This is a genomic window from Pseudoalteromonas sp. CNAT2-18.1 (assembly GCF_022347865.1).
Taxonomy (GTDB): domain Bacteria; phylum Pseudomonadota; class Gammaproteobacteria; order Enterobacterales; family Alteromonadaceae; genus Pseudoalteromonas; species Pseudoalteromonas ruthenica.
In genome coordinates this window covers 327,247-351,832 of the sequence record NZ_JAKRFR010000005.1, presented here as the reverse complement: position 1 = coordinate 351,832, position 24,586 = coordinate 327,247, and the positions used below count along the sequence as shown (strand labels likewise).

The window sequence follows — 24,586 nt, the reverse complement described above, 5'->3', positions numbered from 1 at the left end:
GCAAAAACTCACAATGACAGTAAATGTGCTTCGAGTCGCTTGCGTGTGTATTTTCGCATTGTTGTTTGCACCTATCGCTTATAGCGCCCCAAATTGTGAGGACATATTTACAGGTGCCATCAATGACAACTTATTAACCTCGGGTAATGGCCTTGATCCTGGAGACTTAGCTAATGTGCCTTGGCAAAGTAACCCTTGGCCTGCTAGCGGCAGTACTTTAAGAGGTGGGAGTTATTATTTTGGTAGCCTTAATGTCAATAGTGGCCAAGGGTATCGTTTAAATATTGCTGCCAATGAACAGGTAACCATTTATGTAAATGACTCTATTAATGTGAACAACCGCTTAGAGCTTAACCCTCTTGGCGATGCTTCACAGCTTACGCTAGTCGTCCGTAGCAGTGTGATGATCAATAACCTCGCTACCATAAATGGGCTTATATTCGCAGCAGGTAGCATCTCTATTAATGCTAATAACGTTGTGGTCGGGGGGCTGGCAGCGAACGGTGCTATTGCCGTAGGGGGCAATACCAACGTCATATACGACCCTGAAGCAGCCGAAAATTTAGAGCTCCCAGGGTTGTGTATTTCTACACCAAGTACGCAGCTTTTAGCAAATTACCCGCTTGATCTGTGTACTGACTTAGACTCGGGCATATTGGAAGATTTAACCGGCAACTACCCAGCGAATGGGTATTTGCTTAGCGCTGAGCCGGGGCAGGTTAATAATGGTGCGGGTTTAAACCGCAGTGGCAATGATTATATTGCCTTACCAGCGGCCCTTCTCAACGGCCGAAATGACTTTTCTTTATCTTTGTGGGCGCAAGTTGATGATACTGGGCGCTTTAATGAGTTACTCTCTGCCAGTAACAATCAAACCAATACTGAGATTGAGTTATATGTGCGCCCAGGGGGCGAGGTACGAGTTGGCTTTAAAGGGCAATATTATGCCTTCTCTAATCCCACGCCTTTAATTACCAGCGGCACCTGGAATCACATTGCTTTGACCCGTTCGGGGCGTGATATCTGTTTATATATTAACGGGGTTAGCTTTGGTTGCCGTCAGGCTGCTTCGGGCAGTCTCAATGTGCTGCGTACGGCGTTGGGAGTATGGTGGCGAAGTAATGGCTCATTTGCCGATGAGCTCAATGGTGTGCTGGATGAAGTGCTTGTCTATGAAGGGGCGCTATCCACTGAGCAAATAACCACTATCTACACCAACCAGCTTGCAGGGCTGACCAAAGATGGCAATGTGCGTCCAGACACCTGCTTAAGTTGTATCAGCGATGACTTCAGTGGCGCATCGCTCAGTGAGCAATGGATCCCGTTTCGTAGTCGCGGTAACTTTACCCCACAACCGGTGAATGGTCGCCTACGCCTTACCGAAGCGCGTACCAACCAGGCCACTTCGGTGAATTTTCAGCGCTTGTTTCCGGCAGAGAATAACTTAGTTCAGGTTGAATTTGATTACTTTGCTTATGGTGGCAGTGGTGCCGATGGGGCTGCGTTGGTTTTTTCTGATGCCTCTGTCACTCCGCAGCCTGGCTCTTTCGGTGGTCCTCTTGGCTATGGTTATAAACCTGGGGTGCCTGGTTTTGCTGGCGGCTGGCTAGGGATTGGCTTGGATGAATACGGTAACTTTTCTAACGAAGGTGGACAGGGTTCCATCGGTCGGCGGCGACAATCAGTTGTGGTGCGCGGCTCTGGTGATGGTCAATCGGGATACCGCTATTTACGCGGCACCTGTAACAATGGCACCACAAACACCAACGGCGATTGTTTATCACCGGGAGTGGATGAGGCAACCTCCTCGCAACCCCATCGTTATCGCATTACTATCGACTCGAGAATCGCTAATCAGAGCATTGTAAAAGTAGAGCGTAATACCGGTAGCGGTTTTGAAGTGCTCATTGATAGCTTTAATGCGCTAGATAGCGGTTTTGGTCAGGCGCCGGTACCGGAAAACTTTTTATTATCTTTTACCGGCTCGACGGGCGGCTCTACTAATATCCATGAGCTCGATAACATCGAAATTTGTGCATTGCGCTCTGAGCCTGTTGGTGTCACCGTCGATCATTTTCGCTTATCGCATCCGCAGCAAACCGTGCGCTGTTATAGTGCCGACATACAGGTGCAGGCCTGTGCCGATGAAGACTGTACAGCGTTAGTTGAGCAAGATGTTGAAGTACAAATGAGTAGCACCGCTGGGACATTTGTCGGTGGTAACCCGTTTACATTGACGAATGGCGTTGGCACGACGAAGTTACAGCTACCACAAGGAGGCAGTGCGCAAATTGGTGTGGCAAGCTCCACACCGCCAGCTAAACCATTTAGCCAAGATCGCTGCTTTATTGGCGGTACATTATCGAATTGCACCATCGACTTCGTCGATGCAGGACTGGCATTTTTTGCCAGTGACGGCGTGTCTGCACCGCCAACCCTACGTGCAGGAGAATCTAATAACCTGGTATTAAAAGCAGTTGCCGCCAATGCCGTAACCGGAGCTTGTGAAGCACGGGTGGCAGGCGAACAGCAGGTGCAGTTAGGGCTTTCTTGTGAAAACCCGGGGGTATGCCAAAGTGGCCAGCAAGCTCAAATCAACGGCACAGCCATTGGCCTCAATAACCAAGGGCAACAAGCGAATAAACAGAGCGTCGCGCTAACCTTTAATAACCAGGGGGCGGCGCCGTTAGAGTTCAACTACAGCGATGTAGGTCAGCTGCAATTACATGGGGCAATGACTGTAGCGGCCACCCCCACCGAGCCAGAATTCACCCTGCAGGGTAGTAGCGCCGCTTTTGTGAGCCAACCTTACCAGCTGGAGATCATAGCGGTAGCTGCCAGTGATGGCCGCATAAATCCAGCAACTCAAGGCTCAGGGTCTGGGTTTGTGGCCGCAGGCGAGGCGTTTCAAGTGCAAGTGGCAAGCGTGAATAAGCAGGGGAATGTGACGCCCAACTTTGGTTTAGAGTCACCTTCGCAGCGCGCTCAAGTGACCTTATTCGACCGTGTCTATCCAAAGCCTGGATTTGGTGATGGCAACCTATTAAGCTCAGGGTCGTTCGCACTGACGAATACCTCAGGTGTACAACAAAGCCAACAAGTGGTGTGGGATGAAGCAGGAAGTATTCGCTTAGACGCAGCCCCGGTGAATGATCAGTATTTAGCGACCTCGTACTTAGGTGAGCAAGTGGCCAGTGCCGTGATTGGTCGTTTTTACCCCGAGCATTTTGCCATGAACTCCTCACAGCTACTTGATAGCTGCACTGACTTTACCTACATGGATCAGCCGCAGATTAGTCTGAGTTGGCAAGCACACGCTTTAAGCGCCACCGGCAGAGTATTGCAAAACTATGGTGAACATTACCAAGGCCGCGCCGAGTTTAATTACGTAGCTCGCAGTTTAGAGCCACAGCAGGCAAGTTTGGCGTCGCGCTTTAGTGCTGCTTTAGGCACATGGCAGCAAGGAGTCTACAGTGTAAATGTCAGCAATGGCATGTTTGCACGCTTGGCAAATGCGCAGCCTGATGGCCCCTTTAATCGATTGCAGCTAGGGGCTGAAATCTCGAGCGAAATTGACAATCGCCCATGGCGCAGCGCCGATATGGTAGGAGACTCGGTGGCCAGCTGCAGTAACTGTACCGCTAAAGCCTTTAGCGGTTTGCTGGATATGCGCTACGGTAGATTGCGCTTAGAAAACAACTTTGGCAGTGAGTTCGAACCACTGTTGGTGCCAATGCAAGCTCAGTACTGGCAAGGGCAGCGTTGGGCGGTGAATGGCAAAGATCATTGCAGTGCGTATACGCATAACGATTTAATCGACAGCAGTGGTGAGCTAAGTACAACGGGTAGTGGAGCGTTGGTCTCGGGGGATTACGTGGTTGACCAAGGGATTTTTGCCGACTCAGAGGAAAACCCTGGTACCTATCCGGTGAGCTACCCTGCGCCTGATTGGTTGCTCTGGGATTGGAGCGGCAATAACGCGGCTGATGAAAACCCCAGTGCGACACTCAAGTTTGGTACTTTCCGTGGTAATGACCGTATTATTTATTGGCGCGAGCAGCTCAACTAACTGACCTTTTTTAGGTAATGTGCTGGTTTTTATTCATTTTCTAGTAGAAATGGTTTTTTATACTACCCTTAACAAAACAAGATGATGCTTATTTGTTAGGAAGGAAACCATGCGACTAGCTCTGTCATCACTACTACTATGCGTCCTTGCAGTATTCAGTATGGCGACTAACGCACAAGATACCTCAAAAGTAGCGGAAATCGCCGCGCAGCTCAGTCAGAATCAACAGCAATTCGAGCGCGATCAGCTGCAAATAAAAGCACACCAAGATGAGCTTACTTTATTGCACACTCAGTTGCAGCGTATGCAAGCGCAGGTCAAGCAGGCTGAACGTCAACAACAGCTCGCCAAGCAGGCGTTAGATGAGGGGTATCAGGCTTTTCTGAAAGACCCAAACACGCCTTTGAATAGCTTACAAAAAGACTATCAACAGGCCACTCAAACTCTGCATGATAAGCAAGCGCAAATTCACGCTCAACAAGCGGCAATCAATGGTCAGCGTGAAAGTATTAGCGCACTGAATACTGCTGTGGCGCAAAACCGAAAAAGTAAACTGGCATTGCAGCAATCGCTTGACCAAGCTCGCGTTGAACGTTTACGCACCGAATTTGCCCGCAAAGGAACCTTGGAAGTGGTGCATACTATCAACTGCCAGCGTGATGAAACCTTAGGGCAATGCGAGCGCCGTGGGCAGCAACAAGGGCTTAGCAAAGCGACCTCTCGCTTTTTAGATCAAGTGTACAACAATTTATCCGAGTACCGTTTAGTCAGTGCCAAGCGTGATTTGGCCAACGCTCGGGTCAAAGTGGTATCCAGCCATGTAGTTGACAGCGCCTTTAGCGGCCAAGGTAATTTTAATGTCAATTTGAGTGTGGCCATGGCTGGCGAAATTGATTATTCGCAATTGTGTTCGTTGCTCGAAGTTGACCCAGGTTATTGCCAAAGTCGCACAATCACAGTGAACCGATTACAAAATCACAACATCAATAATAAGGTGAGTCAGGGGCAGTTAAGTGAGCAAAGCGATAATACCGGCTCGGCAATCGAGGTTGGTCGCATAGCCGCTTTAGGAGACTTCCAAGAATACCCTAAAGACGCTAATCCGGTAACGTTAACGGTACGCTCTAACGTTGTTGATGACACCGTATTTATCAATGGTGAACCATACGGGCAAACTAAATTGGATGTCACATTGCCACTGGGTGAGTATCAAGTGGAAGTGCGCAAACCGGGGTACAAAAGTTACCAAGTAAAGGTGGTGCTCGAAAAGCCCCAAGTGGTATATGCTCAACTCAGCAAAAGCGCCGTAAAATTAGCCAGTAAATAAGCGTTATTGTGGCCGTTTGTTAAACAGTTTTGCCCTTGGCGCTGTTTTTTCGTGCTAGCGCAAGCTTTATGTTGCCGCGAGGGGGATGCATTGGTAAAGTGTCTCAAGCTTTCAGATAATAAGAATTTTTCAAAGGTCAACCAGTTCCATGTTTAAGAAACTCCGTGGTCTCTTCTCCAACGATCTTTCGATCGATTTGGGTACTGCCAATACCCTAATTTATGTAAAAGAAGAAGGTATCGTGCTTAACGAGCCTTCGGTTGTAGCTATTCGACAAGAACGTGCTGGTGGACCAAAGAGTGTGGCCTCGGTAGGTACAGAAGCAAAGCAAATGCTGGGCCGTACGCCAGGCAATATAAAAGCGATTCGGCCGATGAAGGACGGCGTAATTGCTGATTTCTATGTTACCGAAAAAATGCTGCAGCACTTCATTAAGCAAGTCCATAACAACAATTTCTTACGCCCGAGTCCGCGCGTGTTGATTTGTGTTCCTTGTGGTGCAACTCAAGTTGAGAAGCGTGCTATTCGTGAGTCAGCAATGGGTGCGGGAGCTCGCGAAGTGTACCTTATTGAAGAGCCTATGGCGGCCGCAATTGGTGCCGGCTTACCCGTGTCTGAAGCAACGGGTTCAATGGTTGTTGATATTGGTGGCGGTACCACTGAAGTGGCCATCATTTCACTTAACGGAGTCGTATACTCTTCTTCTGTACGTATTGGTGGTGATAAGTTCGATGAAGCCATTATTAACTATGTACGCCGTAACTTCGGTAGCTTGATTGGTGAAGCCACGGCTGAGCAAATTAAACATGAAATCGGCTCGGCATTTAAAACCGATGATGCAAAAGAAATTGAGGTCCGTGGTCGTAACCTAGCTGAAGGGGTGCCGCGCTCGTTCACTCTAAACTCACATGAAATTTTAGAGGCGCTGCAAGAGCCGCTTATGGGTATTGTTAGTGCAGTCATGGTTGCTCTAGAGCAATCTCCTCCCGAGTTAGCCTCTGATATCTCTGCTCACGGCATGGTATTAACCGGTGGCGGAGCACTATTAAAAGATTTAGACCGCTTGTTAATGGAAGAAACGGGTATCCCCGTCGTGGTTGCTGATGACCCATTAACTTGTGTTGCTCGAGGCGGCGGTAAAGCCTTAGAAATGATAGACATGCACGGCGGTGATGTATTTAGCTACGACTAATGAAGCTATTATTTGGTCGTACTGTCTCAATGCAACTGCGGTTGACCATCGCAGTTGTTCTGAGTGTTATCTTGATTGTTGGCGATCGCTACACCAGCGGTGGCACTGCTGTTCGTACTTCGCTTAATACGCTAGTTAGCCCTTTACTTTATCTAGCAAACCTTCCTTATGAGCTGATTTCCACCAGTGCCAAAAACCTCACCTCTCGAGAGCAATTACTGCGAGAGAACCAAGCGCTGAAGACTAAGCAACTATTGCAAAGTGAACAGCTGCAGCAATTTGAATTCTTAGCTCGTGAGAATGACAAGTTACGAGCGTTATTGGGTTCGGACCCGAGGCAACAGAATAACAAGCTAGTTGCGCAAGTGCTGTCGGTGCACTCTAACCCCTATAGCCACCAAGTGGTTATCAATAAGGGCACCTCCGACGGTCTAAAAGAAGGCCTGGCGGTAATTGATGAGCTCGGCGTGGTGGGGCAAGTGGTGCAGGTGGGCGCGAATACCAGTCGTGTCTTGTTGATCACAGACACAACTCATGCCACCCCCGTGCGCGTATTACGCAACGATGTGCGAACTGTGGTTGAAGGCATTGGTAAAATTACCCGAGTTAAACTCTCGCATGTGCCCCACAGTTTAGATATTCGTATTGGCGATGTGCTGTTAAGTTCAGGTTTAGGGGAGCGCTTTCCAGAGGGTTACCCGGTAGCGGTAGTTACGGAAATTAACCGTGATGAAGGACGACCGTTCGCGCAGATTTATGCGGAGCCCGTAGCGCAACTTGATCGCATTCGTTTGTTAGTGGTCTTGAACAGTGCAGCGGCGACGCCTGAGGTAAATAATGATTAATCGTCAATTTTGGCTCATTATCGTTACCATCTTTTTTGCATTGGTGCTGGCGCTGATGCCATTGCCTATCTCTTTTGAACCCTTTCGCCCTGACTGGGTGTTACTGGTACTCATGTATTGGTCCCTTGCGGTCCCTCATCGTCTTAATATTGGCAGTGCATGGTTAACAGGGCTCGTAATAGACCTCGCAACGGGTTCACCTCTGGGGGTGCATTCGTTGACTTATGCCATTACTATTTACATTACTGCGAGTAATTACCAAAAGCTGCGTAATTTCTCTATTTGGCAACAAGGGTTGCTTGTGGCGGTGTTTTTGGCTCTGCATCATTTATTGCAATTCTGGCTGCACCACTTTTTGCTTGAAGTCTATTTTGCACCGCAATTTTTATGGCCGGCAGCGACCGGTGCTATTTGTTGGCCATGGCTATTTTTATTATTACGTAAATATCGCCGCCATTTTCGGATCCGTTAGTTATGTCTGCTATATATCTTGCTTCGCAATCGCCGCGTCGGCGTGAGCTATTGCAGCAATTGGGCATTGAATTTGAGCAATTTGCTGTTGATGCCGATGAAACTCCACTCGCACATGAAACACCAAGAGAGTTGGTAGAACGTCTCGCACGCTTAAAGGCTGAATCAGCCGTGGCTATGGGCTATACCGATCGCCCTGTTTTGGGTAGCGATACGGTGGTGGTATACGACCACCAAGCCTTAGGTAAACCTAAAGACTATGACGATTTTGTCGCTACTATGAACAAACTCAGTGGCCGCACGCATCAAGTGATGACAGCAGTCGCTTTGGCAAATGAGACTAAAACTAGCTCCTTAGTCGTCACCACTGACGTACAGTTTAAAACCTTGACCGCGTCAGAAATCGAGGCGTATTGGCTCACCGGTGAGCCACTCGATAAAGCCGGCGGCTACGGAATTCAAGGACGCGCTGGTGCCTTTGTCACCCACCTCAGCGGTAGCTATTTCGCCGTGATGGGGTTACCTTTGTATGAAACACAGAAACTAATAGCTGAATTTTAGCCATGAGCTCAGAATTACTTATTAATGTAACGCCCAGTGAAAGCCGTGTAGCACTGATTGAAAACGGCGTATTGCAAGAGGTGCAGGTTGAGCGCATAGGCAACCTAGGCATCGTCGGCAATATTTATTTAGGCAAAGTAAGCCGGGTATTACCGGGTATGCAGGCCGCTTTTGTTGATATTGGCCTAGAGAAGGCAGCGTTTCTACATGCCTCAGACATCGTCAATAGTGCGTCTTTTGAAGAAGGGGTGGACGACCAGCATATCAAAAAAGTGCAGGATATACGTGAATTGGTGCGCCAAGGTCAGCACATTATGGTGCAGGTGGTCAAAGATCCCATCGGCACCAAAGGAGCGCGCTTAACCACGGATATTACGATTCCATCACGTTATTTGGTGTTTATGCCAGATGCCACTCATGTAGGGGTTAGTCAGCGTATAGAAGGCGACGAAGAGCGTCAGCGCTTGAAGGATATTGTTGCCCAGTACAACGACGAAAACGGCGGCTTTATAGTTCGCACCGCAGCGGAAGGAGCCAGCGAGCATGAGCTTAAACATGATGCAGAATTTCTTAAAAAGCTGTGGTTGAAAATAGTCGACAGGCGGAAGAAAACCCGCAAAGAAAACATCCTCCACGAGGACTTAAAGCTTGCTTTTCGTACTTTGCGTGACTATGTAGGCGAAGACATGGAACGCATTCGCGTGGATTCAAAGCTTACCTATCAAGAGCTGACAACCTTTACAGAAGAGTTCGTACCACACCTTGCGAAGGTATTAGAGTATTACCCGGGCGAGCGCCCTATTTTTGATTTATTCGATGTCGAGAACGAAATACAAAAAGCACTGCATCGTAAAGTCGAGCTCAAATCCGGCGGCTATTTGATCATCGATCAAACCGAGGCCATGACCACGGTGGATGTTAATACCGGCGCCTTTGTTGGCCACCGTAATCTAGAAGAGACAATTTTTAATACCAATATTGAAGCCACCAGTGCCATCGCCCGGCAACTAAGACTGCGTAATTTAGGCGGTATTATCATTATCGACTTTATCGATATGGTGTCTGAAGAACATAAACGCCGAGTATTGCACTCTTTGGAACAAGCGTTGTCCAAAGACAGAGCGAAAGCGAATATTAACAGCCTTTCTGCACTCGGGCTTGTGGAAATGACGCGCAAGCGTACCCGGGAGAGTTTAGAGCATATTCTCTGTGGGGTGTGCCCGTCTTGTGCAGGTCGTGGCTCGTTGAAAACGGTCGAGACCGTGTGTTACGAGATTCTGCGAGAAATTGTTCGAGTTAATCGAGCTTATGATGCAGATAAATTTATGGTGTATGCTTCTGCAGCGGTTAGCGAAGCGCTAATTAATGATGAATATCATAACCTTGCAGAGCTAGAGCTCTTTATTGGTAAACAGGTCATGATTCAAACAGAAAACCTATATAGCCAAGAGCAGTTCGATGTGGTGATGATGTAGTGAACGCCAAGTCGGTTTGCTTTTTTTGTTTGCGGAAAATTTGGCAAATCAGCGCAGTTACCCTAGTGTTGCTTGCTGTGCTGGTGTCGCTGGTCAAATATAGCTTACCTTATGCCAATGATTATCGTGCTGAGGTCGAGCAGTTCCTTGGTGAGCAGTTAAATGCCGATATCTCCATTGGCTCATTAAGTGCGAGCTGGCAGGGCAATGGCCCAGCGCTTGTCATAAACCAAGTAGGGTTTGCCGACAATGCCAAGGCCCCTATTAGCGTCAGCATTGAACAAACCCGGTTGCATATTAATTTATGGCAATCATTACTGGATAGGCAGCTGCACTCCAATTACTTTGTGCTGCAAGGGTTTGACGCTGAAATCGACGCTCGCGCCCTACTTAGCAGTGAGTCAAAAACCAGCAGCTCGCAGCAGCAAGCCTTAATCGAAAGCCTGTTTTTGGGTGAGCAAGGGCATTTTGCTATCGAAGATAGCGAACTGAACATCATTAGCCTCGATAACCGCCATCACCGTATTTTTTTAGAAAACTTGGTGTGGCAAAACCGTGCTAAAGATCATTTTGCCGAAGGTCAGGTGAGCCTCCCGGGCATCGAGCAAAACACTCTTGAAGCTCGCCTTAAACTCTCCGGCGCGCGCTTAAATAATATTTATGGCGATTTATATCTGCAAGCACAGAGTTTGAACATCTCTGGTTGGTTACAAGAGTTTGTTCGCCCGGAATTAAGCCAATTACAATCCAACCTCAATTTTGAATCTTGGCTGCACTTTGCTGAAGGTCGCTTAACCGATGTGCAATTGGCGATGCAACCGAGCCAACTCAATTGGCAATACCAGCAACAACCTCAATACCTCGAGCTACAGCAGGGGATGGTGCGTATTCATCCTCAAGCAAAGGGCTGGCGAGTGCGTACATCTGGGCTGCAGTTTAGCGATGAACAATACCAGTGGGCACCGATTATTTTTGATGCACTCATCAGCGAACAGCAACAAGTGTGGGTGCAAGACTTAGATATTTCCATGTTCTCCACCTTTGCACGGTTAGGAAAATCGCAGTTATTACAAGAGCTGCTGACGGTGCAACCGCAAGGGTTTATCAACGAGGGCTATTTTCACTGGCAAGGCGATAAGCAGTGGCGAGTATGGTTTGAAGCCGAACACTTAGGGTGGTCGGGATTTCATGGTATTCCTGGTGCGCAAGACCTTAGTGCCAGCGCGCATATTAACAACCGTAAAGGTTTACTTAGTATTGCTGGTAGCGACAACCACCTATTGACCGGCAAGACGTTTAGCGAGCCGCTCGCTTATCAACAACTTGCCGCAGAAGTTGCATTTTTTAATGATGGCGAGCATTGGTCCATCGAAAGTGATGAAGTTACTTTAAGCAATGATGATTTAGACTTAGTTGCCGAATTTGCGCTGACTCTGGATTCGCAGCCAGATATGAACTTATACGCAGAAATCAGCGGCGGCAGTGCAGCCAATGCCGGGCGTTACTTCCCTGAACCTTATATGCATAAAAACCTGATTGACTACCTCAATGGGGCAATAAAAAGTGGCGATATGCATTTTGCTCAGGTGTTGTTACAGGGACCGCTCGATCAGTTTCCCTTTACCGAACAGCAGGGGCGGTTCGCGGTCAATGCCCAAATAGAAGACACCGAGTTCGCTTTTGCCCCTGACTGGCCGACGATAAAAAATGCCGCGGTTGACTTAGCGTTTAACAATCAGCGCATGGATATTTATAGCCGCAGTGGCGAGTTACTCAATTTAGCGCTGGGTGACAGTGTCCATGTGTATTTGCAGGACTTACTCAATGCTGACACTTTAGCCATTGATATTACAGCCAATATTGAAGCGCCTAAGCTACAGCCTTTTTTTGCGCAAACACCATTAGCTGAGCCGCTTGCCACCGTCTTTGATGTGATACAGGCACAAGACCGCCTAGATGGCGAGCTGCAGCTGCTTATCGACCTCAAAGACAGTGGAGTGCGTGCTTCAGGCGAGGTGTTATTCGCTGGCAATGCCGTTCACCTAGCGCAGCCCGGCATCGACTTAAGTGAACTGCGGGGCAGGTTGTCGTTTGTAAACGATCGTATTGAGATAAATGAAGCCCAGGCCTATTGGCAAGGGATGCCGCTCACTGTGAGCTTGCTGGGTGAAAACCAAGGCGAAAACTATCACGCTGACCTTAACATTGATTTGCAAGCTGATGTGGCGCAGTTACAAAAGCGGCTGAATGGCTTGTTAGATGCGCAGTTGAGTGGTACCACTGCGCTCAATGCGCAGTTGGCTCTAAACTTTGATAACCAAGGGTTTAGTTACGAGGCGCATGTGCAAAGTGATATGCTCGGGGTAACCAGCACTCTGCCGACGCCGTATAACAAAGCCGCAGACGATGCGTGGCCGCTTAATGCCTTAATTCAGGGGGATGACATTTCTAACCTGATCATGGTCGAGTTGGACGAGCAATTATACTTTAACGGCATTCTCAACAACGGCGAGCAGCAAATGAGTAATGCTCACCTTATTGTCGGCAAGCAAAATTTAGGTCTTAACAAGCAAGGGTTTGAGGTGAGCGTTAATCTCCCTGAAGCCGATATCCTCGCTTGGCAGCCTGTGCTTAATAACATTATTGATGTGGCTGCACGCAGCAGTGGCGAGCCTTCGGTAATGCCACCGTTAACCAAGGTGGTGGGGCAAGTACGCACAGCTTATGTTGATGTGGTGCCCTTTAATGAGCTGGAATTTACGTTAATTAATCAACCCGCAGCAATGGATTTAAAATTGCTAGCCAAAGAGCTGCGGGCCCGAGTAGACATTCCCACCGGTAGCCAAGCAGAGCGCCGCGATATTCGCGCCCATGCTGACTATCTACGCGTGAACATCCCCACTAATGATAGTGGCGGTGATGACGTTACACACAGCAGCGAAACGGATTTAAATTGGTTAACGCAGCTACCGAGTGTAGCGTTTACCTGCAGTGATTGTCGCATTAACCATTATCAACTTGATCAGGTCGAGCTTCATTTTGCGGGTGCTGGCGAGCAACTGACTATTAGTGAGTTGGTGGTCGATAAACGCGAACATGTGCTGCGTGCCGATGGCTATTGGCGCGATGGGCAAACTCATGTCAAAGGCCAATTTAATAGTGATGATATTGGTTCGCTGTTTGATGAGTTTGATATCACTTCAACGGTTCAAGACTCTGAAGCAAATATGGATTTTGCGCTGCATTGGCAGGCAGCCCCTTACGATATTGATATCGCCAGCTTGGGCGGTGAAATTAGTTGGCAACTCGGTGAAGGGCACTTAAGTGAAATTAGCGATGGCGGAGCGCGGGTCTTCTCGTTACTGAGCCTGGACTCTCTGGTGCGCAAGCTCAAGTTGGATTTTCGCGATGTGTTTGCGAAAGGCTTTTTCTACAACAGTATGCAAGGCAGTATGCAGTTGGCCCAAGGGATTGCTTACACTAAAGATACGAAAATGGATGGCGTGCCTGCGGATCTGAGCATTAAAGGTTATGCGGATTTAAATACGCAAACCATTAACTATGATTTAGCCGTAGCACCGCAAGTGACTTCAAGCTTGCCGGTGATTGTCGCCTGGATGGTCAACCCAGTAACAGGGTTAGCGGCACTGGCCTTGGATAAGGTCATCCACTCAGCACGGGTGATCTCGGAGATCAAGTTCAAGGTCAGTGGGGCAATGGATAACCCTGAGGTGGTTGAACTCGACCGTAGCAGTCGAGAAGTCACCTTGCCGCAAGCCGCGCAAAACCAGCCGCCCGCGTCGCAACCTGAGCAGCCACTGGAGAAACCATTACTATGATGCTGTATGCGTTACAGTTTTGTGCCCAGCAAGACAGTGAATATAACTTTCAGCGGCTGGAGCAATTTTTAGCTCAATTACAGCCGCAACGACCCTGCCTCGTGTGCTTACCAGAGAGCTGGCTATGCTTTGCAAAAAGCAGTGAGCAGGTATTGGCTGTGGCCGAAAAGCACTTATATTGGCGCCAGCGTTTAGCTGCGCTGTGCACGCGTTACGGTATATGGCTTGCGGCAGGGACTCTGCCGGTCGCCACCTCAGAAGGGCGTTACCTCGCGGCATCCTTGGTCTTTGATGACCAAGGCCAAGAGCGAGCGCAATACAATAAAATTCACCTGTTTGATGTGACCGTAGCGGATGGCACAGGCACTTATCACGAGTCCAAACATACCGAAGCCGGTGAGCAGGTGGTGGTACTCGACTCGCCCTTTGGGCGGCTAGGGTTAAGTGTGTGCTATGATATGCGCTTTAGCGAACTCTATCGTCAGCAAGTGCAACTGGGGGCTGATATACTGCTTGTTCCTAGTGCTTTTACAGTACCCACTGGTCGAGCGCACTGGCACACCTTGTTGCGTGCACGAGCGATAGAAAGTCAATGTTATGTGGTCGCTGCCGGGCTGTACGGTCGTAATAATAGTGACTGCGCTCACAACAATGGCCGTGAGACCTATGGCCATAGCCTAATTGTTTCGCCATGGGGTGAAGTGCAAGCTGAGCTGAGCCATGGCGAGGGCTGGATAGCCCAGCCAGTAAACAGCGAAGAATTAAATCAACGCCGTGAGTCCATGCCCATGCATGCTCACCGCCAAGCGAGAAAAGTAAGTTTATGAGTCAAGTTGAGCACAACCTTTTAACGCAAAGCCGATTGGATCGCGATGATCTTGCCAACGCCTTGCAATACATCCATCAGCATAAGGTGGACTATGCGGACTTATACTTCCAATCGAGCTACAACGAGTCGTGGGTGTTAGAGGACGGTTTAGTCAAAGAAGGGAGCTATAACATCGAGCGCGGCGTCGGTGTGCGCGCGATCAGTGGCGAGAAAACCGGTTTTTCCTATTCTGATGCTATTAATCTCGAAGCGATTAATAATGCTGCGATGGCTGCACGCAGTATCGCTGATGCTGATCAACATGGTCAGGTTAAAATATTCAGTGAGCAAGATGTGAAACGTCAATTTGCGCCGCTGCAACCGATTCAGAGCATGAGCGATGACGATAAGGTGGCGCTTCTGCGTGAAGTTGAAGAGTATATCCGTCAATTGGCGCCTGAAGCTGAGCAGGTAGTAAGCTCGATGTCCGCCGTCTATGAAGAAGTGCTCGTGGCGGCGAGTGATGGTACCTTTGCAACCGATATTCGCCCGCTAGTGCGATTGAACTGCTCAGTGCTGCTGAAAAAGGGTGATCGTCGTGAGCGTGGGGGTGCCGGTGGCGGAGCCAGACTCGATTTTAACTATTTCAAAGAATTAGTCGACGGAAAACCGCGTTGGATGCACTACGCTGAGGACGCTGTACGTATGGCTAAGGTCAACTTAGAAGCTATTGACGCTCCAGCAGGAACCATGCCTGTGGTGCTGGGTGCGGGTTGGCCTGGGGTGTTGCTGCATGAGGCCGTAGGTCATGGCCTTGAGGGCGACTTTAATCGCAAAGGCGCTTCAGCGTTTAGTGGCAAAATTGGTCAGCAGGTGGCGTCAGAGCTGTGTACTGTGGTTGATGATGGCACCATGGCGAACCGTCGTGGGTCATTAAATATAGATGATGAAGGCACACCGGGTGGTTATAACGTACTTATTGAGCAGGGTGTCCTAAAGGGCTATATGCAAGATAAGCACAACGCTAAATTGATGGGAGTAGCGCCTACTGGAAACGGCCGTCGCGAATCTTATGCACACTTGCCTATGCCACGTATGACTAATACCTATATGCTCGGTGGCGAGCATAGCCAAGAAGAGATCATCAGCTCAGTAGACAAAGGCATTTACGCGCCAAACTTTGGCGGTGGCCAAGTGGATATCACCTCTGGCAAATTTGTGTTCTCTGCCTCAGAAGCCTACTTAATTGAAAATGGCAAAATCACCACACCTATCAAAGGTGCCACGCTGATTGGTAATGGCCCAGAGGTAATGAAGCAAATATCTATGGTTGGCAATGATCTCGCGCTAGATAAAGGCGTGGGTATTTGTGGTAAGGATGGACAGAGTGTCCCGGTAGGAGTGGGGCAGCCCTCTTTGAAAATCGACCAACTCACCGTCGGTGGTACCGCTTAAACATCCCCAAAAGAAAAACAGCGCAAGAGCGCTGTTTTTTCTAACTTAAAGCTGGTAACCGAGACTCTGCTAGAGCATTAACTCTTTGAGGATTTGAAATAGCTCTTTGTGAGACTTTCCGGGTTTCTCTTGCTTTACCTCTTTGCCTGCTTGGCGAATAATTTGTCGCATGCGCTGGCGGTCAAGCTGCGGATATTGCTCAAGCAGAGGATTTAAGCGGCTATCACCTTCAGCGATTAGCTCATCTCGAATTTGCTCTATTTGGTTTATCACCACATCTTTTTGATTGTTCTTATTGGTGATAATGGCCATAGCTTGATGAATGTCTTCGACATTATCGGTGCCGCGCAAGGTTTTGGCGATGTAATTGAGATGGCGACGATAGGCGTCTTTTTTCTCTTTCAGGCGGTCGGCTAAGTTCATCGCCTCCACAAGCTCGTTACTCAATGGTAGTTTTTCACGTGCTTTTTTTGAGAGGTTGGCGATTTCTACACCCAGCTCATGAAACTCCATGGCATCGCGTTTTAGCTCGCTTTTGGAAACGTAAATAATCTCTTCTTCAGGTTGTTTGCTCTTAGCCATAACATGCTCGATTAATGCTCTTTGCAGCCATTATATCACTAAAATGCGCAGATGCTTTGTGGTACGCTTAGATCAATATTCACCAACTGTGAAAGCCATTATGCAAGAAAATGAATCGGCAGCGATTTATAGCCAAATCGATGAAGTCAAAGAGGCCGTAAGCGAGGTGCTTGCCCAAGCTAAGAAGCTCGGTGCAACGGCTGCGGAAGCCGCTATGTCACGTACTTCTGGACTCTCTGTAGGCACTCGTCTCGGTGAGGTAGAAACCATCGAGTTTAACCAAGACGGTGGTTTGGGTGTGAGCATTTATGTAGGTAATAAAAAAGGCTCAGCATCAACCACAGATTTAAGCCCCAGTGCGCTGCGTTCGGTGGTGGAAAAAGCCATTGAAATCGCCAAGTACACTTCAGAAGACCCATGTAATGGCCTTGCTGATGCTGAGTTATTAGAGCAAAGCCCGCCGGATTTAGACTTGTACCACCCGTGGCAGGTGACCCCAGAGCAGGGCATTGAAATTTGCCAAGAGGCGGAGCAGGCGGCGTTGAACCTTGATGAACGCATCGTCAACTCTGATGGTGCCAGCTTTAGTAGCCACCAAGGGCTGCGTGTGTACGGTAACAGTCACGGTATGTTGGCAGGCTACCCGCGCACTCGCCATAGCATCAGCACTATGGTTATTGGCCAACAAGGTGAGCAGATGCAGCGCGATGCCGCCTATACCGTATCGCGTGAGCAAGCAGGCTTAAAAGCGGCGAAAGACGTCGGCCTGGAAGCGGCGCAAGAAACGCTTGCACGGCTTAATAGCCAAAAACTAGGAACCATGAAGGTGCCGGTGATCTTTCGTGCCGATGTGGCTAATTCTCTGTTTGGGCATTTAGTGTCGGCCATTGGCGGCGGTGCGCTTTATCGTAAGTCGAGCTTTTTGCTCGATAGTCTTAATACCCAAGTTTTCAGTGATATTGTTAATATCAGTGAGCGTCCGCATCTAGCCAAAGGTTTTGCTTCTTCACCCTTTGATGCGGAGGGCGTTAAAACGCAAGATCGTGAGATTATTCACGGTGGCGAACTGCAGACCTATCTATTAGCCAGTTATGCGGCGCGCAAAATGGGTATGACCGCCACAGGCCACGCCGGCGGTATTCATAACTGGTTGGTACAGCAAACCCATGATGATTTGCACGCTTTGCTTAAACAAATGGGTAAAGGGCTGCTAGTGACCGAGTTGATGGGGCAAGGCGTCAATACTGTCACCGGCGATTACTCGCGCGGGGCGGCCGGATTTTGGGTTGAAAATGGTGAGATCCAATACCCAGTCAGTGAGATTACCATTGCTGGCAACCTTAGCTCGATGTTTAAAGGCGTTGCTGGCATTGGCGGTGATGTCGACCCTCGCGGCGGGGTGTTAACCGGTTCGGTGTTAATTGAACAAATGCAAGTTGCGGGGCAGTAGCTCAAGTAACACTCTAAAGCCTAGAGCCCCTCTCTAGGCTTTTTTAAATAAATTCTAAAAAAAGTGCTTTACCTCAACTTAAGTTGAGGAAATACCTTAGTCCCTGAAATAATAAATCATCTTCGGGAGAACGTTATGTATTTAGAGCATGTAAACCTAGTCGTGAATGACATCAACCAAGCCCTCAACTTTTATCGTGCCGCTTTTCCACATTGGCGGGTGCGCAGTCAAGGCGAGGGGTTATGGTCGGGGAAGCCGCGTACTTGGGTGCATTTTGGCGATGATTACCACTACCTTGCTTTTAGTGACAATGGCATTGGTGACAACCGTGATCTCAGCGGCCATCAAGTTGGTTTAGCACACTTTGCTTATGTCACAGAAGATCTTGATGGCGTCATTCAACGACTCCAAGACGCGGGCTTCGAAGTTGATAAAGTGGGCCCTGAAAATCCTTATCGTCGCAACGTGTACTTTAAAGACCCAGCTGGTTTTGAAGTGGAGTTTGTTGAATACGGATCGGATATTCCAGCACAGAGAAATAACGACCTATAGACTTAAATGCTGCTAAAAGTTGCAAAATAAACACTAAATAAACGTAAATCTCTTGATTGTTCTCTTTTCGGAAATTTTTTCACTGAGGTGTGTAACTTAGGTAAGGTTGTGCCTAAATGATTACTGAACAAGTGTCTTATATCATTGATTTTATTGATAAAATAAAGTTGGCAAGGGATTCGCAACACTTAAAGCGTCACAAGCAATAGTAAGGAGACGACATTATGAAAACGTTCACTAAGACAATCGTAGCTGCAGCTGTACTTGGTTCTACTGCCTTCACTGCCCAAGCAAATGATTGGCAGAACGAGAGTAAAGATGCATGGATTGATGGTAAAGCTGAAACTGTGCTGCTACTGAATGGCAACCTGAACAACTTTGATATCAACACTGATGTGAAAAATGGCAAGGTTATGCTCACAGGTAAAGTAGACAGCGAGGTCGATAAAGAGTTGGCCGAAGAGCTGGTAGTTAGCCTAGATGGTGTAAACGATGTAGAAAACCAGCTAACGGTTATGAACAACGAAGAAGGTATGAGCCACAATGATGATGCAGGAGATACTGGCAGCGATTTAACCGACGCTAAGATCTCGACGGTAATCACTACCCGTCTACTGTTTGATTCAGAAGTCGCTGGCACTGACATTGATGTTGATACCGACCAAGGTGTCGTTACGCTTAAAGGCAATGTTGATAGCGAAGCCGAGCGTGACCTTGCGATTAAAATCGCTGAAAACACAGAAGATGTTCGTGAAGTAAACGATGAACTGCGAGTAATGGCTGAATAATTAGTTGTAAGTTCTCGGTAGAAGGCCCAGCGTTGCTGGGCTTTCCTTTATCTACAAGCAGGCTTAATTAGCGGAGCAATCATGGACATTATTAGAATCATTTTCTCAATTCTTATTCCCCCACTAGGTGTATTTTTGCAGGTGGGTTTAGGGATGCACTTTTGGCTTAATATTTTACTAACCTTACTAGGCTACTTCCCTGGCCTTATTCACGCTATCTACATTATTGGACGGCGTTAAATAAGGAACCAAGTCGCGGTTCCAAGGAATGCGAAGATACCTACGATGTCGGTAACTGTGGTCAGCACTACATTACCGGCGAGCGCCGGGTCGATATTCATTCTCTTCAGAATTAAGGGAATAACCGCACCAGCAATACCCGCAGCGAGGAGATTCATAAACATCGCAAAGGCGATCACTAAACCAATTGTTAAATCCCATTTCCAAAGCGCGATGGCGCTACCGATAAGCAAAGCCCACAGCACCCCATTCAAGGCCCCGATGGCGAGCTCTTTGGTCAGTATAAATTTCTGGTTGGTGGCGTTAATATGGCCAAGTGCGAGGCCTCGAATAACCAAGGTCAGCGTTTGCGAGCCGGCCACGCCCCCCATTGATGGCACAATACCATTGAGCACGGCTAAAAATGGCAAGATACCCAAGGTGGTTTCGAAAAAGCTCGCCACAAATGCGGCCAGCATCGCGGTCAATAAATTTACTCCAAGCCAAACGGAGCGCCGCTGAGTACTTTTAAATACCGGTGCAAAGGTATCTTCTTCATCATCTAGACCGGCTAAGCTCAGTAAACTGTGTTCAGCGTCTTCACGGATAACATCGACGATATCATCAATGGTAATACGCCCAAGTAAGTGCGCCTGATCGTCGACCACAGGGGCCGAAATCCAGTTGTGGCGCTCGAACAGCTGCGCCACTTCAGACTCATCCATGGTGATTGGAATAGATTCACACTCTTCATCCATGATGTCGCGCACGATGGCATCTGGCATGGTGGTTAGCAAAGAGCTCAATGGCATTGAGCCTAAAAAGCAGTTATTTTTATCGACTACGTAGAGCTCATCGGTGCCTTCAGGTAACTCGCCTTTGAGGCGTAAGTAGCGCAGCACCACATCAACAGAGACATCGGGACGGATAGTCACTGTATCGGTATTCATCAGCGCCCCAGCTGAGCGCTCCTGGTAAGACAGAGCCGTAGTTGCACGGTCTCTATCTTGGATATCCATTGCCTCAATAACGTCTTTATAAACGGGCTCTGGTAAGCTTCGTAATACTTCCCCTAAGTCATCATCGTCCATGTCCTCTGTCGCTGCGGCGATATGCTCAGGCTCCATGCGTGAGATAATGCTCAGGCGTACATCTTCAGAGAGCTCTTCAAGTACATCGCCTTGGACATCAGGGTCGACGAGCGCCCATAGTTTAGAACGTGTCTTATGGGGCGATGATTCTAATAATAATGCGGTATCACAGGGCGCAGTTTTGGCGAGAAGCCTGCGTACATGAACAAACTGGCCGCTATTAAGAGCTTCGGTGACTTCTTGAAGTTGTTGCAGCGGGTAATCTTGTTCATAGGCTTCTGGCATAGGCATCCCTTAAATACAAAAAATGGGGTGGGAAATAGCGTGCAAGCAAGCGCTTACAAGCCGTTGATTAGTTTAACCTAACTAAATCAATGATAGCAAAAGTAAATGCCTAAGGGTTATTCTTGTTCGTGGAACTTTTCTGCAATGAGCGCCCCGATAGCTGCCAACGCGGCGTCGGCATCAGGGCCTTCACACTGCACGCGCACTTCCTTACCTTTGCCGCTCTCAAGGAGCAGTAAAGCCAAGACACTGTCGGCCTGTGCGCTCTTATCACCTTGATATAACATTATTTCGGCATCAAAATTCATCGCCAGTTGCGCCAATTGTGAGGCTGCACGAGCATGTAGGCCTAACTTGTTTTGAATAATAAAAGTACCTTCAACCATCACTATTTTTCCTGCTCTCGATGGCGAATTTTCACGTTCGGATAAGTATCTAAAAAGCGCTCTCCCAAAGTTTGGGCAAGGTACACTGAGCGGTGTTGACCCCCAGTGCAGCCAATAGCAATGGTTAAATAACTACGGTTATTACGCTCTAGGTGGGGTAACCAAGTTTGAACAAAAGTTTGGATCTGCCAAGTGAACTTTTGCACGATTGAGTGACTGGCTAGATAATCTTGAACGGGTTGGTCTAACCCTGTGAGCGCCTTTAGTTCAGGTTCCCAATGGGGATTGGGGAGAAACCGCACATCAAACACATAATCAGCATTTTTTGGAATGCCATGTTTAAACCCAAAAGACTCAAAAGTGATCAGTAATTGCTTGTCTTTTTTACCCAGCACTTTTTCACGGATCATCTCCGCCAACTGGTGAACACTGAGCTCAGTTGTATCAATAATAAAGTCGGCGTGGGAGATGAGTACATCAAGAAGCTGCTTCTCTTCACGAATAGCGACATCCAACGTCATATTTTGCATGGATAAGGGGTGTAGTCGACGAGTTTCAGAGAAACGCTTTATCAACGTTTGTTCGTCACTATCAAGGTAAAACAGCGAAGGCTTAGCAAACTCAGGCAGGTAAGCGAGAATGTCGTTAAATTCATGCTGTTCTTTGGGCAAATTGCGCACGTCGATACTGACGGCAATTTTGTCATAATTTGCTGAAACACTGCGCACCAAGGAGGGGAGTAAAATAACTGGGATGTTATCTACGCAATAGTATCCAAGGTCTTCGAGCACCCGTAACGCGACTGATTTTCCAGAACCCGAGCGACCACTGACAATGATAAGTTCCATCCGACAACTCCTTGTTTTACCCCAAGACGCACATTTAAACCACACCATGAACCAATACGGCGCGCATTAGTCGGCGATCAATTGATAAAGCTCTTGATCGCTGCTCGCCGAGCGCAGTTGTTTACACAGTTGTTTGTCTTTTAGTTTATCAGCAATTGTCGCTAAGGTCTTCAGGTGTTGTTCAGTCTCATTAGCCGGCACTAAAAGTGCGACAAAGATATCCACTGGACGGTTATCAATGGCATCAAAGTTAATGGCTTCGCGATTGGTTACAACAATGGCAATCGTACTGTCGATACCATCGAGACGGCCATGTGGAATAGCAACGCCTTTGCCGATGCCAGTACTGCCCAGCTTTTCGCGGGTTAGCAAAGCATCAAGTACCGATTGCTCGCTGAGGTGAGGACTGTGCTGATGAGCCACCTGAGAGAGGTACTCCAGCATTCTTTTTTTGCTATTAAAAAGGACCGCAGCTTTGCTGCAGTCCTTGGTAAAGAGTGAATCTAGGTTCATGTTAGTGACGAGATAATTTCTCTTTATGTTTAATCACTTGACGGTCGAGCTTATCAATTAAGCCGTCGATCGCCGCATACATATCCTGGTGCTCTGCGGTTGCGAACAGTTCACCACCGTTAACGTGAAGAGTAGCTTCTGCTTTTTGTGTTAGTTTTTCAATATCAAGAATGACATGCACATTATTTATATGGTCAAAGTGACGCTCTAATTTTGCAAATTTGCTATTCACATAGTTGCGAAGAGAATCAGTGATTTCTACGTGACGACCGGTAAGATTTAATTGCATAAGCATTTTCCTTCTTGTCTAACGTCTATATCAAACTTTTACGCTGATTTGACGGTGGAATGGCTAGCGATTCACGATATTTAGCAATCGTGCGCCGAGCCACTTTAATTCCTTGCTCGGCTAGTACGTCGGCAATCTTGCTATCACTCAACGGTTTAGCAGGATTCTCCGCAGCTACTAGCTTTTTGATCAATGCTCGAATCGCTGTGGACGAGCATTCACCTCCGTTTTCGGTTGTAACATGGCTGGAGAAAAAGTACTTCAGCTCAAAAATACCCCGTGGTGTATGCATATACTTTTGGGTGGTCACACGGGAAATCGTTGACTCATGCATTTCCACCATTTCGGCAACGTCATTAAGCACCATTGGCTTCATTGCCTCTTCACCATGTTCAAAGAATGCCTGTTGTTGTTGAACAATGCAATTAGTTACTTTAAGTAGCGTATCATTGCGTTGTTCCAAGCTCTTTATAAACCATTTCGCTTCTTGTAAATGCGAGCGAATAAATTGACTATCACTTTGCGACTTACAGCTTCGCGACATTGATGCATAGTGATCGTTAACGCGGATCTTAGGCATACTATCTGGGTTTAATTCAACCACCCAGCGGCCTTTAACTTTCTTCACCGATACGTCTGGAATCACATACTCTGACTGCTCTCGCACAATCGTGGCTGCAGGAGTCGGATTTAAACTGTGTATCAGTGTCATCACCTCTTTTAACTGCGCTTCTTTAAGCTTAGTCTTTTTCATCAAGGTGCGATAGTCGCGACTACCAAGCAAATCAATATAGTTACAAACTACCTCTTTGGTCTCTTCAAGCCAAGGGGTTTGTGGGTCAAATTGCTTGAGCTGGATCAACAAGCACTCTTGTAAAGAACGCGCACCAATTCCTACTGGATCAAAGAGTTGGATACGCTTAAGAACGGCTTCAATTTCATCGAGCTCGATACCATCGTCTTGTTCATCATGATTCAAGCTTTCCAGCAGATCTTCACAACTGACCGTTAAAATGCCGTTGTCATTGATGGCTTCAATGATAGCTGTGGCGATGGCCTCGTCGGTGGCACTAAAAGGTGTTAATTGCAGCTGCCACATTAAATAATCATGTAACGACTCGGTGGTTTCGCCTTGGTAGATAGACTCATCTTCTGGCATAGGCCCAGAGGAGGCAACGGGAGCCGCACTAATATACTCATCCCAAGACACATCCATGGGCAAGTCTTCACTGATGGACTCGTTGTTCATGGCATCAGCACTTTCAACTTCATCCTTACTGGCGCTGGCCGTCTCGGCGGTATCGTTATTTTGGTTGTCGGACGTCGACTCTTTTTGCTCTTGGTTGTCGTTATTGTCGGCGTAATTGTCTTCTTCAACTTCAAGTAATGGGTTGGCGTCCAACGCCTCTTGAATTTCTTGTTGGAGATCCAAAGTACTGAGCTGCAACAGGCGAATCGCTTGCTGCAATTGTGGGGTCATTGTTAATTGCTGGCCTAGGCGCAGCTGTAATGATTGCCTCATGTATCTCTAACAATCCTTT

21 protein-coding genes are annotated in these 24,586 nt (G+C 47.8%); 14 read left to right on the top strand and 7 right to left on the bottom strand.

Features of this window, described 5'->3' with window-relative positions; all coding sequences use genetic code 11:
• The first annotated feature begins 13 nt into the window (after positions 1-13).
• The 10 genes from MHM94_RS13205 (at position 14) to tldD (ending at position 16,042) form a co-directional block, all read left to right on the top strand.
• Positions 14-4,069 carry a DUF6701 domain-containing protein gene (locus MHM94_RS13205; RefSeq protein ID WP_239348338.1) on the top strand — a complete coding sequence of 1,352 codons (4,056 nt, stop codon included), beginning with the start codon at positions 14-16 and terminating at the stop codon, positions 4,067-4,069.
• Between the two features lie 109 nt (positions 4,070-4,178).
• The gene (locus tag MHM94_RS13200; protein ID WP_235419492.1) at positions 4,179-5,396 is read left to right on the top strand and encodes a PEGA domain-containing protein; all 1,218 of its coding nucleotides are present in this window, start codon (positions 4,179-4,181) and stop codon (positions 5,394-5,396) included.
• Between the two features lie 148 nt (positions 5,397-5,544).
• Complete coding sequence (locus MHM94_RS13195) at positions 5,545-6,588, top strand: rod shape-determining protein (protein ID WP_022945533.1); 1,044 nt, start codon at positions 5,545-5,547, stop codon at positions 6,586-6,588.
• Positions 6,588-7,433, top strand: a complete 846-nt coding sequence (gene mreC / locus MHM94_RS13190) for a rod shape-determining protein MreC (protein WP_022945534.1) — start codon at positions 6,588-6,590, stop codon at positions 7,431-7,433. The genes MHM94_RS13195 and mreC overlap by 1 nt, the downstream gene beginning before the upstream one ends.
• Positions 7,426-7,905, top strand: coding sequence for a rod shape-determining protein MreD (gene mreD / locus MHM94_RS13185; RefSeq protein WP_022945535.1), 480 nt, complete (start codon positions 7,426-7,428; stop codon positions 7,903-7,905). The genes mreC and mreD overlap by 8 nt, the downstream gene beginning before the upstream one ends.
• 2 nt (positions 7,906-7,907) lie before the next feature.
• On the top strand, positions 7,908-8,465 hold the full coding sequence (locus MHM94_RS13180; RefSeq protein ID WP_235419493.1) for a Maf family protein: 558 nt from the start codon (positions 7,908-7,910) through the stop codon (positions 8,463-8,465).
• Positions 8,466-8,467: 2 nt separating this feature from the next.
• Positions 8,468-9,940 (top strand): ribonuclease G, encoded by a 1,473-nt coding sequence (gene rng, locus MHM94_RS13175; protein WP_022945537.1) that lies wholly within the window; start codon positions 8,468-8,470, stop codon positions 9,938-9,940.
• Positions 9,940-13,779 carry a YhdP family protein gene (locus MHM94_RS13170; protein WP_235419494.1) on the top strand — a complete coding sequence of 1,280 codons (3,840 nt, stop codon included), beginning with the start codon at positions 9,940-9,942 and terminating at the stop codon, positions 13,777-13,779. The genes rng and MHM94_RS13170 overlap by 1 nt, the downstream gene beginning before the upstream one ends.
• Entirely contained in the window at positions 13,776-14,606 is an 831-nt protein-coding gene (locus tag MHM94_RS13165) for a carbon-nitrogen hydrolase family protein (protein ID WP_328283214.1), read from the top strand. Before MHM94_RS13170 ends, MHM94_RS13165 begins: the two co-directional genes overlap by 4 nt.
• Entirely contained in the window at positions 14,603-16,042 is a 1,440-nt protein-coding gene (gene tldD, locus MHM94_RS13160; RefSeq protein WP_138548652.1) for a metalloprotease TldD, read from the top strand. Before MHM94_RS13165 ends, tldD begins: the two co-directional genes overlap by 4 nt.
• Before the next feature lie 69 nt (positions 16,043-16,111).
• On the opposite strand, the gene yjgA is transcribed toward tldD, so the two are convergent.
• Complete coding sequence (gene yjgA, locus MHM94_RS13155) at positions 16,112-16,624, bottom strand: ribosome biogenesis factor YjgA (protein WP_022945541.1); 513 nt, start codon at positions 16,622-16,624, stop codon at positions 16,112-16,114.
• 100 nt (positions 16,625-16,724) lie between these two features.
• Here yjgA and pmbA point away from each other — a divergent pair, with 100 nt between their 5' ends.
• The 4 genes from pmbA (at position 16,725) to MHM94_RS13135 (ending at position 19,654) form a co-directional block, all read left to right on the top strand.
• Entirely contained in the window at positions 16,725-18,074 is a 1,350-nt protein-coding gene (gene pmbA / locus MHM94_RS13150; protein WP_053909988.1) for a metalloprotease PmbA, read from the top strand.
• Between the two features lie 135 nt (positions 18,075-18,209).
• Positions 18,210-18,626, top strand: coding sequence for a VOC family protein (locus MHM94_RS13145; RefSeq protein ID WP_022945543.1), 417 nt, complete (start codon positions 18,210-18,212; stop codon positions 18,624-18,626).
• A gap of 224 nt (positions 18,627-18,850) precedes the next feature.
• The gene (locus tag MHM94_RS13140; protein ID WP_045979157.1) at positions 18,851-19,414 is read left to right on the top strand and encodes a BON domain-containing protein; all 564 of its coding nucleotides are present in this window, start codon (positions 18,851-18,853) and stop codon (positions 19,412-19,414) included.
• Between the two features lie 81 nt (positions 19,415-19,495).
• Positions 19,496-19,654 carry a YqaE/Pmp3 family membrane protein gene (locus MHM94_RS13135; protein ID WP_022945545.1) on the top strand — a complete coding sequence of 53 codons (159 nt, stop codon included), beginning with the start codon at positions 19,496-19,498 and terminating at the stop codon, positions 19,652-19,654.
• Here the strand turns inward: MHM94_RS13135 and mgtE are convergent.
• The 6 genes from mgtE to MHM94_RS13105 all read right to left on the bottom strand — a co-directional run bounded on the left by mgtE (position 19,651) and on the right by MHM94_RS13105 (position 24,567).
• Positions 19,651-21,009 carry a magnesium transporter gene (mgtE, locus tag MHM94_RS13130; RefSeq protein WP_022945546.1) on the bottom strand — a complete coding sequence of 453 codons (1,359 nt, stop codon included), beginning with the start codon at positions 21,007-21,009 and terminating at the stop codon, positions 19,651-19,653. The two genes, MHM94_RS13135 and mgtE, sit on opposite strands and share 4 nt — an antisense overlap.
• Before the next feature lie 116 nt (positions 21,010-21,125).
• Positions 21,126-21,398, bottom strand: a complete 273-nt coding sequence (locus tag MHM94_RS13125) for an HPr family phosphocarrier protein (RefSeq protein ID WP_053909878.1) — start codon at positions 21,396-21,398, stop codon at positions 21,126-21,128.
• Positions 21,398-22,243, bottom strand: coding sequence for an RNase adapter RapZ (gene rapZ / locus MHM94_RS13120; protein ID WP_022945548.1), 846 nt, complete (start codon positions 22,241-22,243; stop codon positions 21,398-21,400). Before rapZ ends, MHM94_RS13125 begins: the two co-directional genes overlap by 1 nt.
• Positions 22,244-22,309: 66 nt before the next feature.
• Positions 22,310-22,756 (bottom strand): PTS IIA-like nitrogen regulatory protein PtsN, encoded by a 447-nt coding sequence (gene ptsN, locus MHM94_RS13115; RefSeq protein ID WP_022945549.1) that lies wholly within the window; start codon positions 22,754-22,756, stop codon positions 22,310-22,312.
• A 1-nt stretch (position 22,757) separates the two neighbouring features.
• Positions 22,758-23,045: a ribosome hibernation promoting factor gene (gene hpf / locus MHM94_RS13110; RefSeq protein ID WP_022945550.1), complete on the bottom strand. Its 288-nt coding sequence runs from the start codon at positions 23,043-23,045 to the stop codon at positions 22,758-22,760.
• Between the two features lie 25 nt (positions 23,046-23,070).
• Positions 23,071-24,567 carry an RNA polymerase factor sigma-54 gene (locus MHM94_RS13105; protein WP_022945551.1) on the bottom strand — a complete coding sequence of 499 codons (1,497 nt, stop codon included), beginning with the start codon at positions 24,565-24,567 and terminating at the stop codon, positions 23,071-23,073.
• Positions 24,568-24,586: the final 19 nt, after the last annotated feature.

What these genes read in the sequence shown, in the direction of transcription:
- MHM94_RS13205 (WP_239348338.1), top strand. Translation starts at nt 14, where the DNA reads ATGACAGTAAATGTGCTTCGAGTCGCTTGCGTGTGTATTTTCGCATTG.
- MHM94_RS13200 (WP_235419492.1), top strand. Translation starts at nt 4,179, where the DNA reads ATGCGACTAGCTCTGTCATCACTACTACTATGCGTCCTTGCAGTATTC.
- MHM94_RS13195 (WP_022945533.1), top strand. Translation starts at nt 5,545, where the DNA reads ATGTTTAAGAAACTCCGTGGTCTCTTCTCCAACGATCTTTCGATCGAT.
- mreC (WP_022945534.1), top strand. Translation starts at nt 6,588, where the DNA reads ATGAAGCTATTATTTGGTCGTACTGTCTCAATGCAACTGCGGTTGACC.
- mreD (WP_022945535.1), top strand. Translation starts at nt 7,426, where the DNA reads ATGATTAATCGTCAATTTTGGCTCATTATCGTTACCATCTTTTTTGCA.
- MHM94_RS13180 (WP_235419493.1), top strand. Translation starts at nt 7,908, where the DNA reads ATGTCTGCTATATATCTTGCTTCGCAATCGCCGCGTCGGCGTGAGCTA.
- rng (WP_022945537.1), top strand. Translation starts at nt 8,468, where the DNA reads ATGAGCTCAGAATTACTTATTAATGTAACGCCCAGTGAAAGCCGTGTA.
- MHM94_RS13165 (WP_328283214.1), top strand. Translation starts at nt 13,776, where the DNA reads ATGATGCTGTATGCGTTACAGTTTTGTGCCCAGCAAGACAGTGAATAT.
- tldD (WP_138548652.1), top strand. Translation starts at nt 14,603, where the DNA reads ATGAGTCAAGTTGAGCACAACCTTTTAACGCAAAGCCGATTGGATCGC.
- yjgA (WP_022945541.1), bottom strand. Translation starts at nt 16,624, where the DNA reads ATGGCTAAGAGCAAACAACCTGAAGAAGAGATTATTTACGTTTCCAAA.
- pmbA (WP_053909988.1), top strand. Translation starts at nt 16,725, where the DNA reads ATGCAAGAAAATGAATCGGCAGCGATTTATAGCCAAATCGATGAAGTC.
- MHM94_RS13145 (WP_022945543.1), top strand. Translation starts at nt 18,210, where the DNA reads ATGTATTTAGAGCATGTAAACCTAGTCGTGAATGACATCAACCAAGCC.
- MHM94_RS13140 (WP_045979157.1), top strand. Translation starts at nt 18,851, where the DNA reads ATGAAAACGTTCACTAAGACAATCGTAGCTGCAGCTGTACTTGGTTCT.
- MHM94_RS13135 (WP_022945545.1), top strand. Translation starts at nt 19,496, where the DNA reads ATGGACATTATTAGAATCATTTTCTCAATTCTTATTCCCCCACTAGGT.
- mgtE (WP_022945546.1), bottom strand. Translation starts at nt 21,009, where the DNA reads ATGCCAGAAGCCTATGAACAAGATTACCCGCTGCAACAACTTCAAGAA.
- rapZ (WP_022945548.1), bottom strand. Translation starts at nt 22,243, where the DNA reads ATGGAACTTATCATTGTCAGTGGTCGCTCGGGTTCTGGAAAATCAGTC.
- ptsN (WP_022945549.1), bottom strand. Translation starts at nt 22,756, where the DNA reads ATGAACCTAGATTCACTCTTTACCAAGGACTGCAGCAAAGCTGCGGTC.
- hpf (WP_022945550.1), bottom strand. Translation starts at nt 23,045, where the DNA reads ATGCAATTAAATCTTACCGGTCGTCACGTAGAAATCACTGATTCTCTT.
- MHM94_RS13105 (WP_022945551.1), bottom strand. Translation starts at nt 24,567, where the DNA reads ATGAGGCAATCATTACAGCTGCGCCTAGGCCAGCAATTAACAATGACC.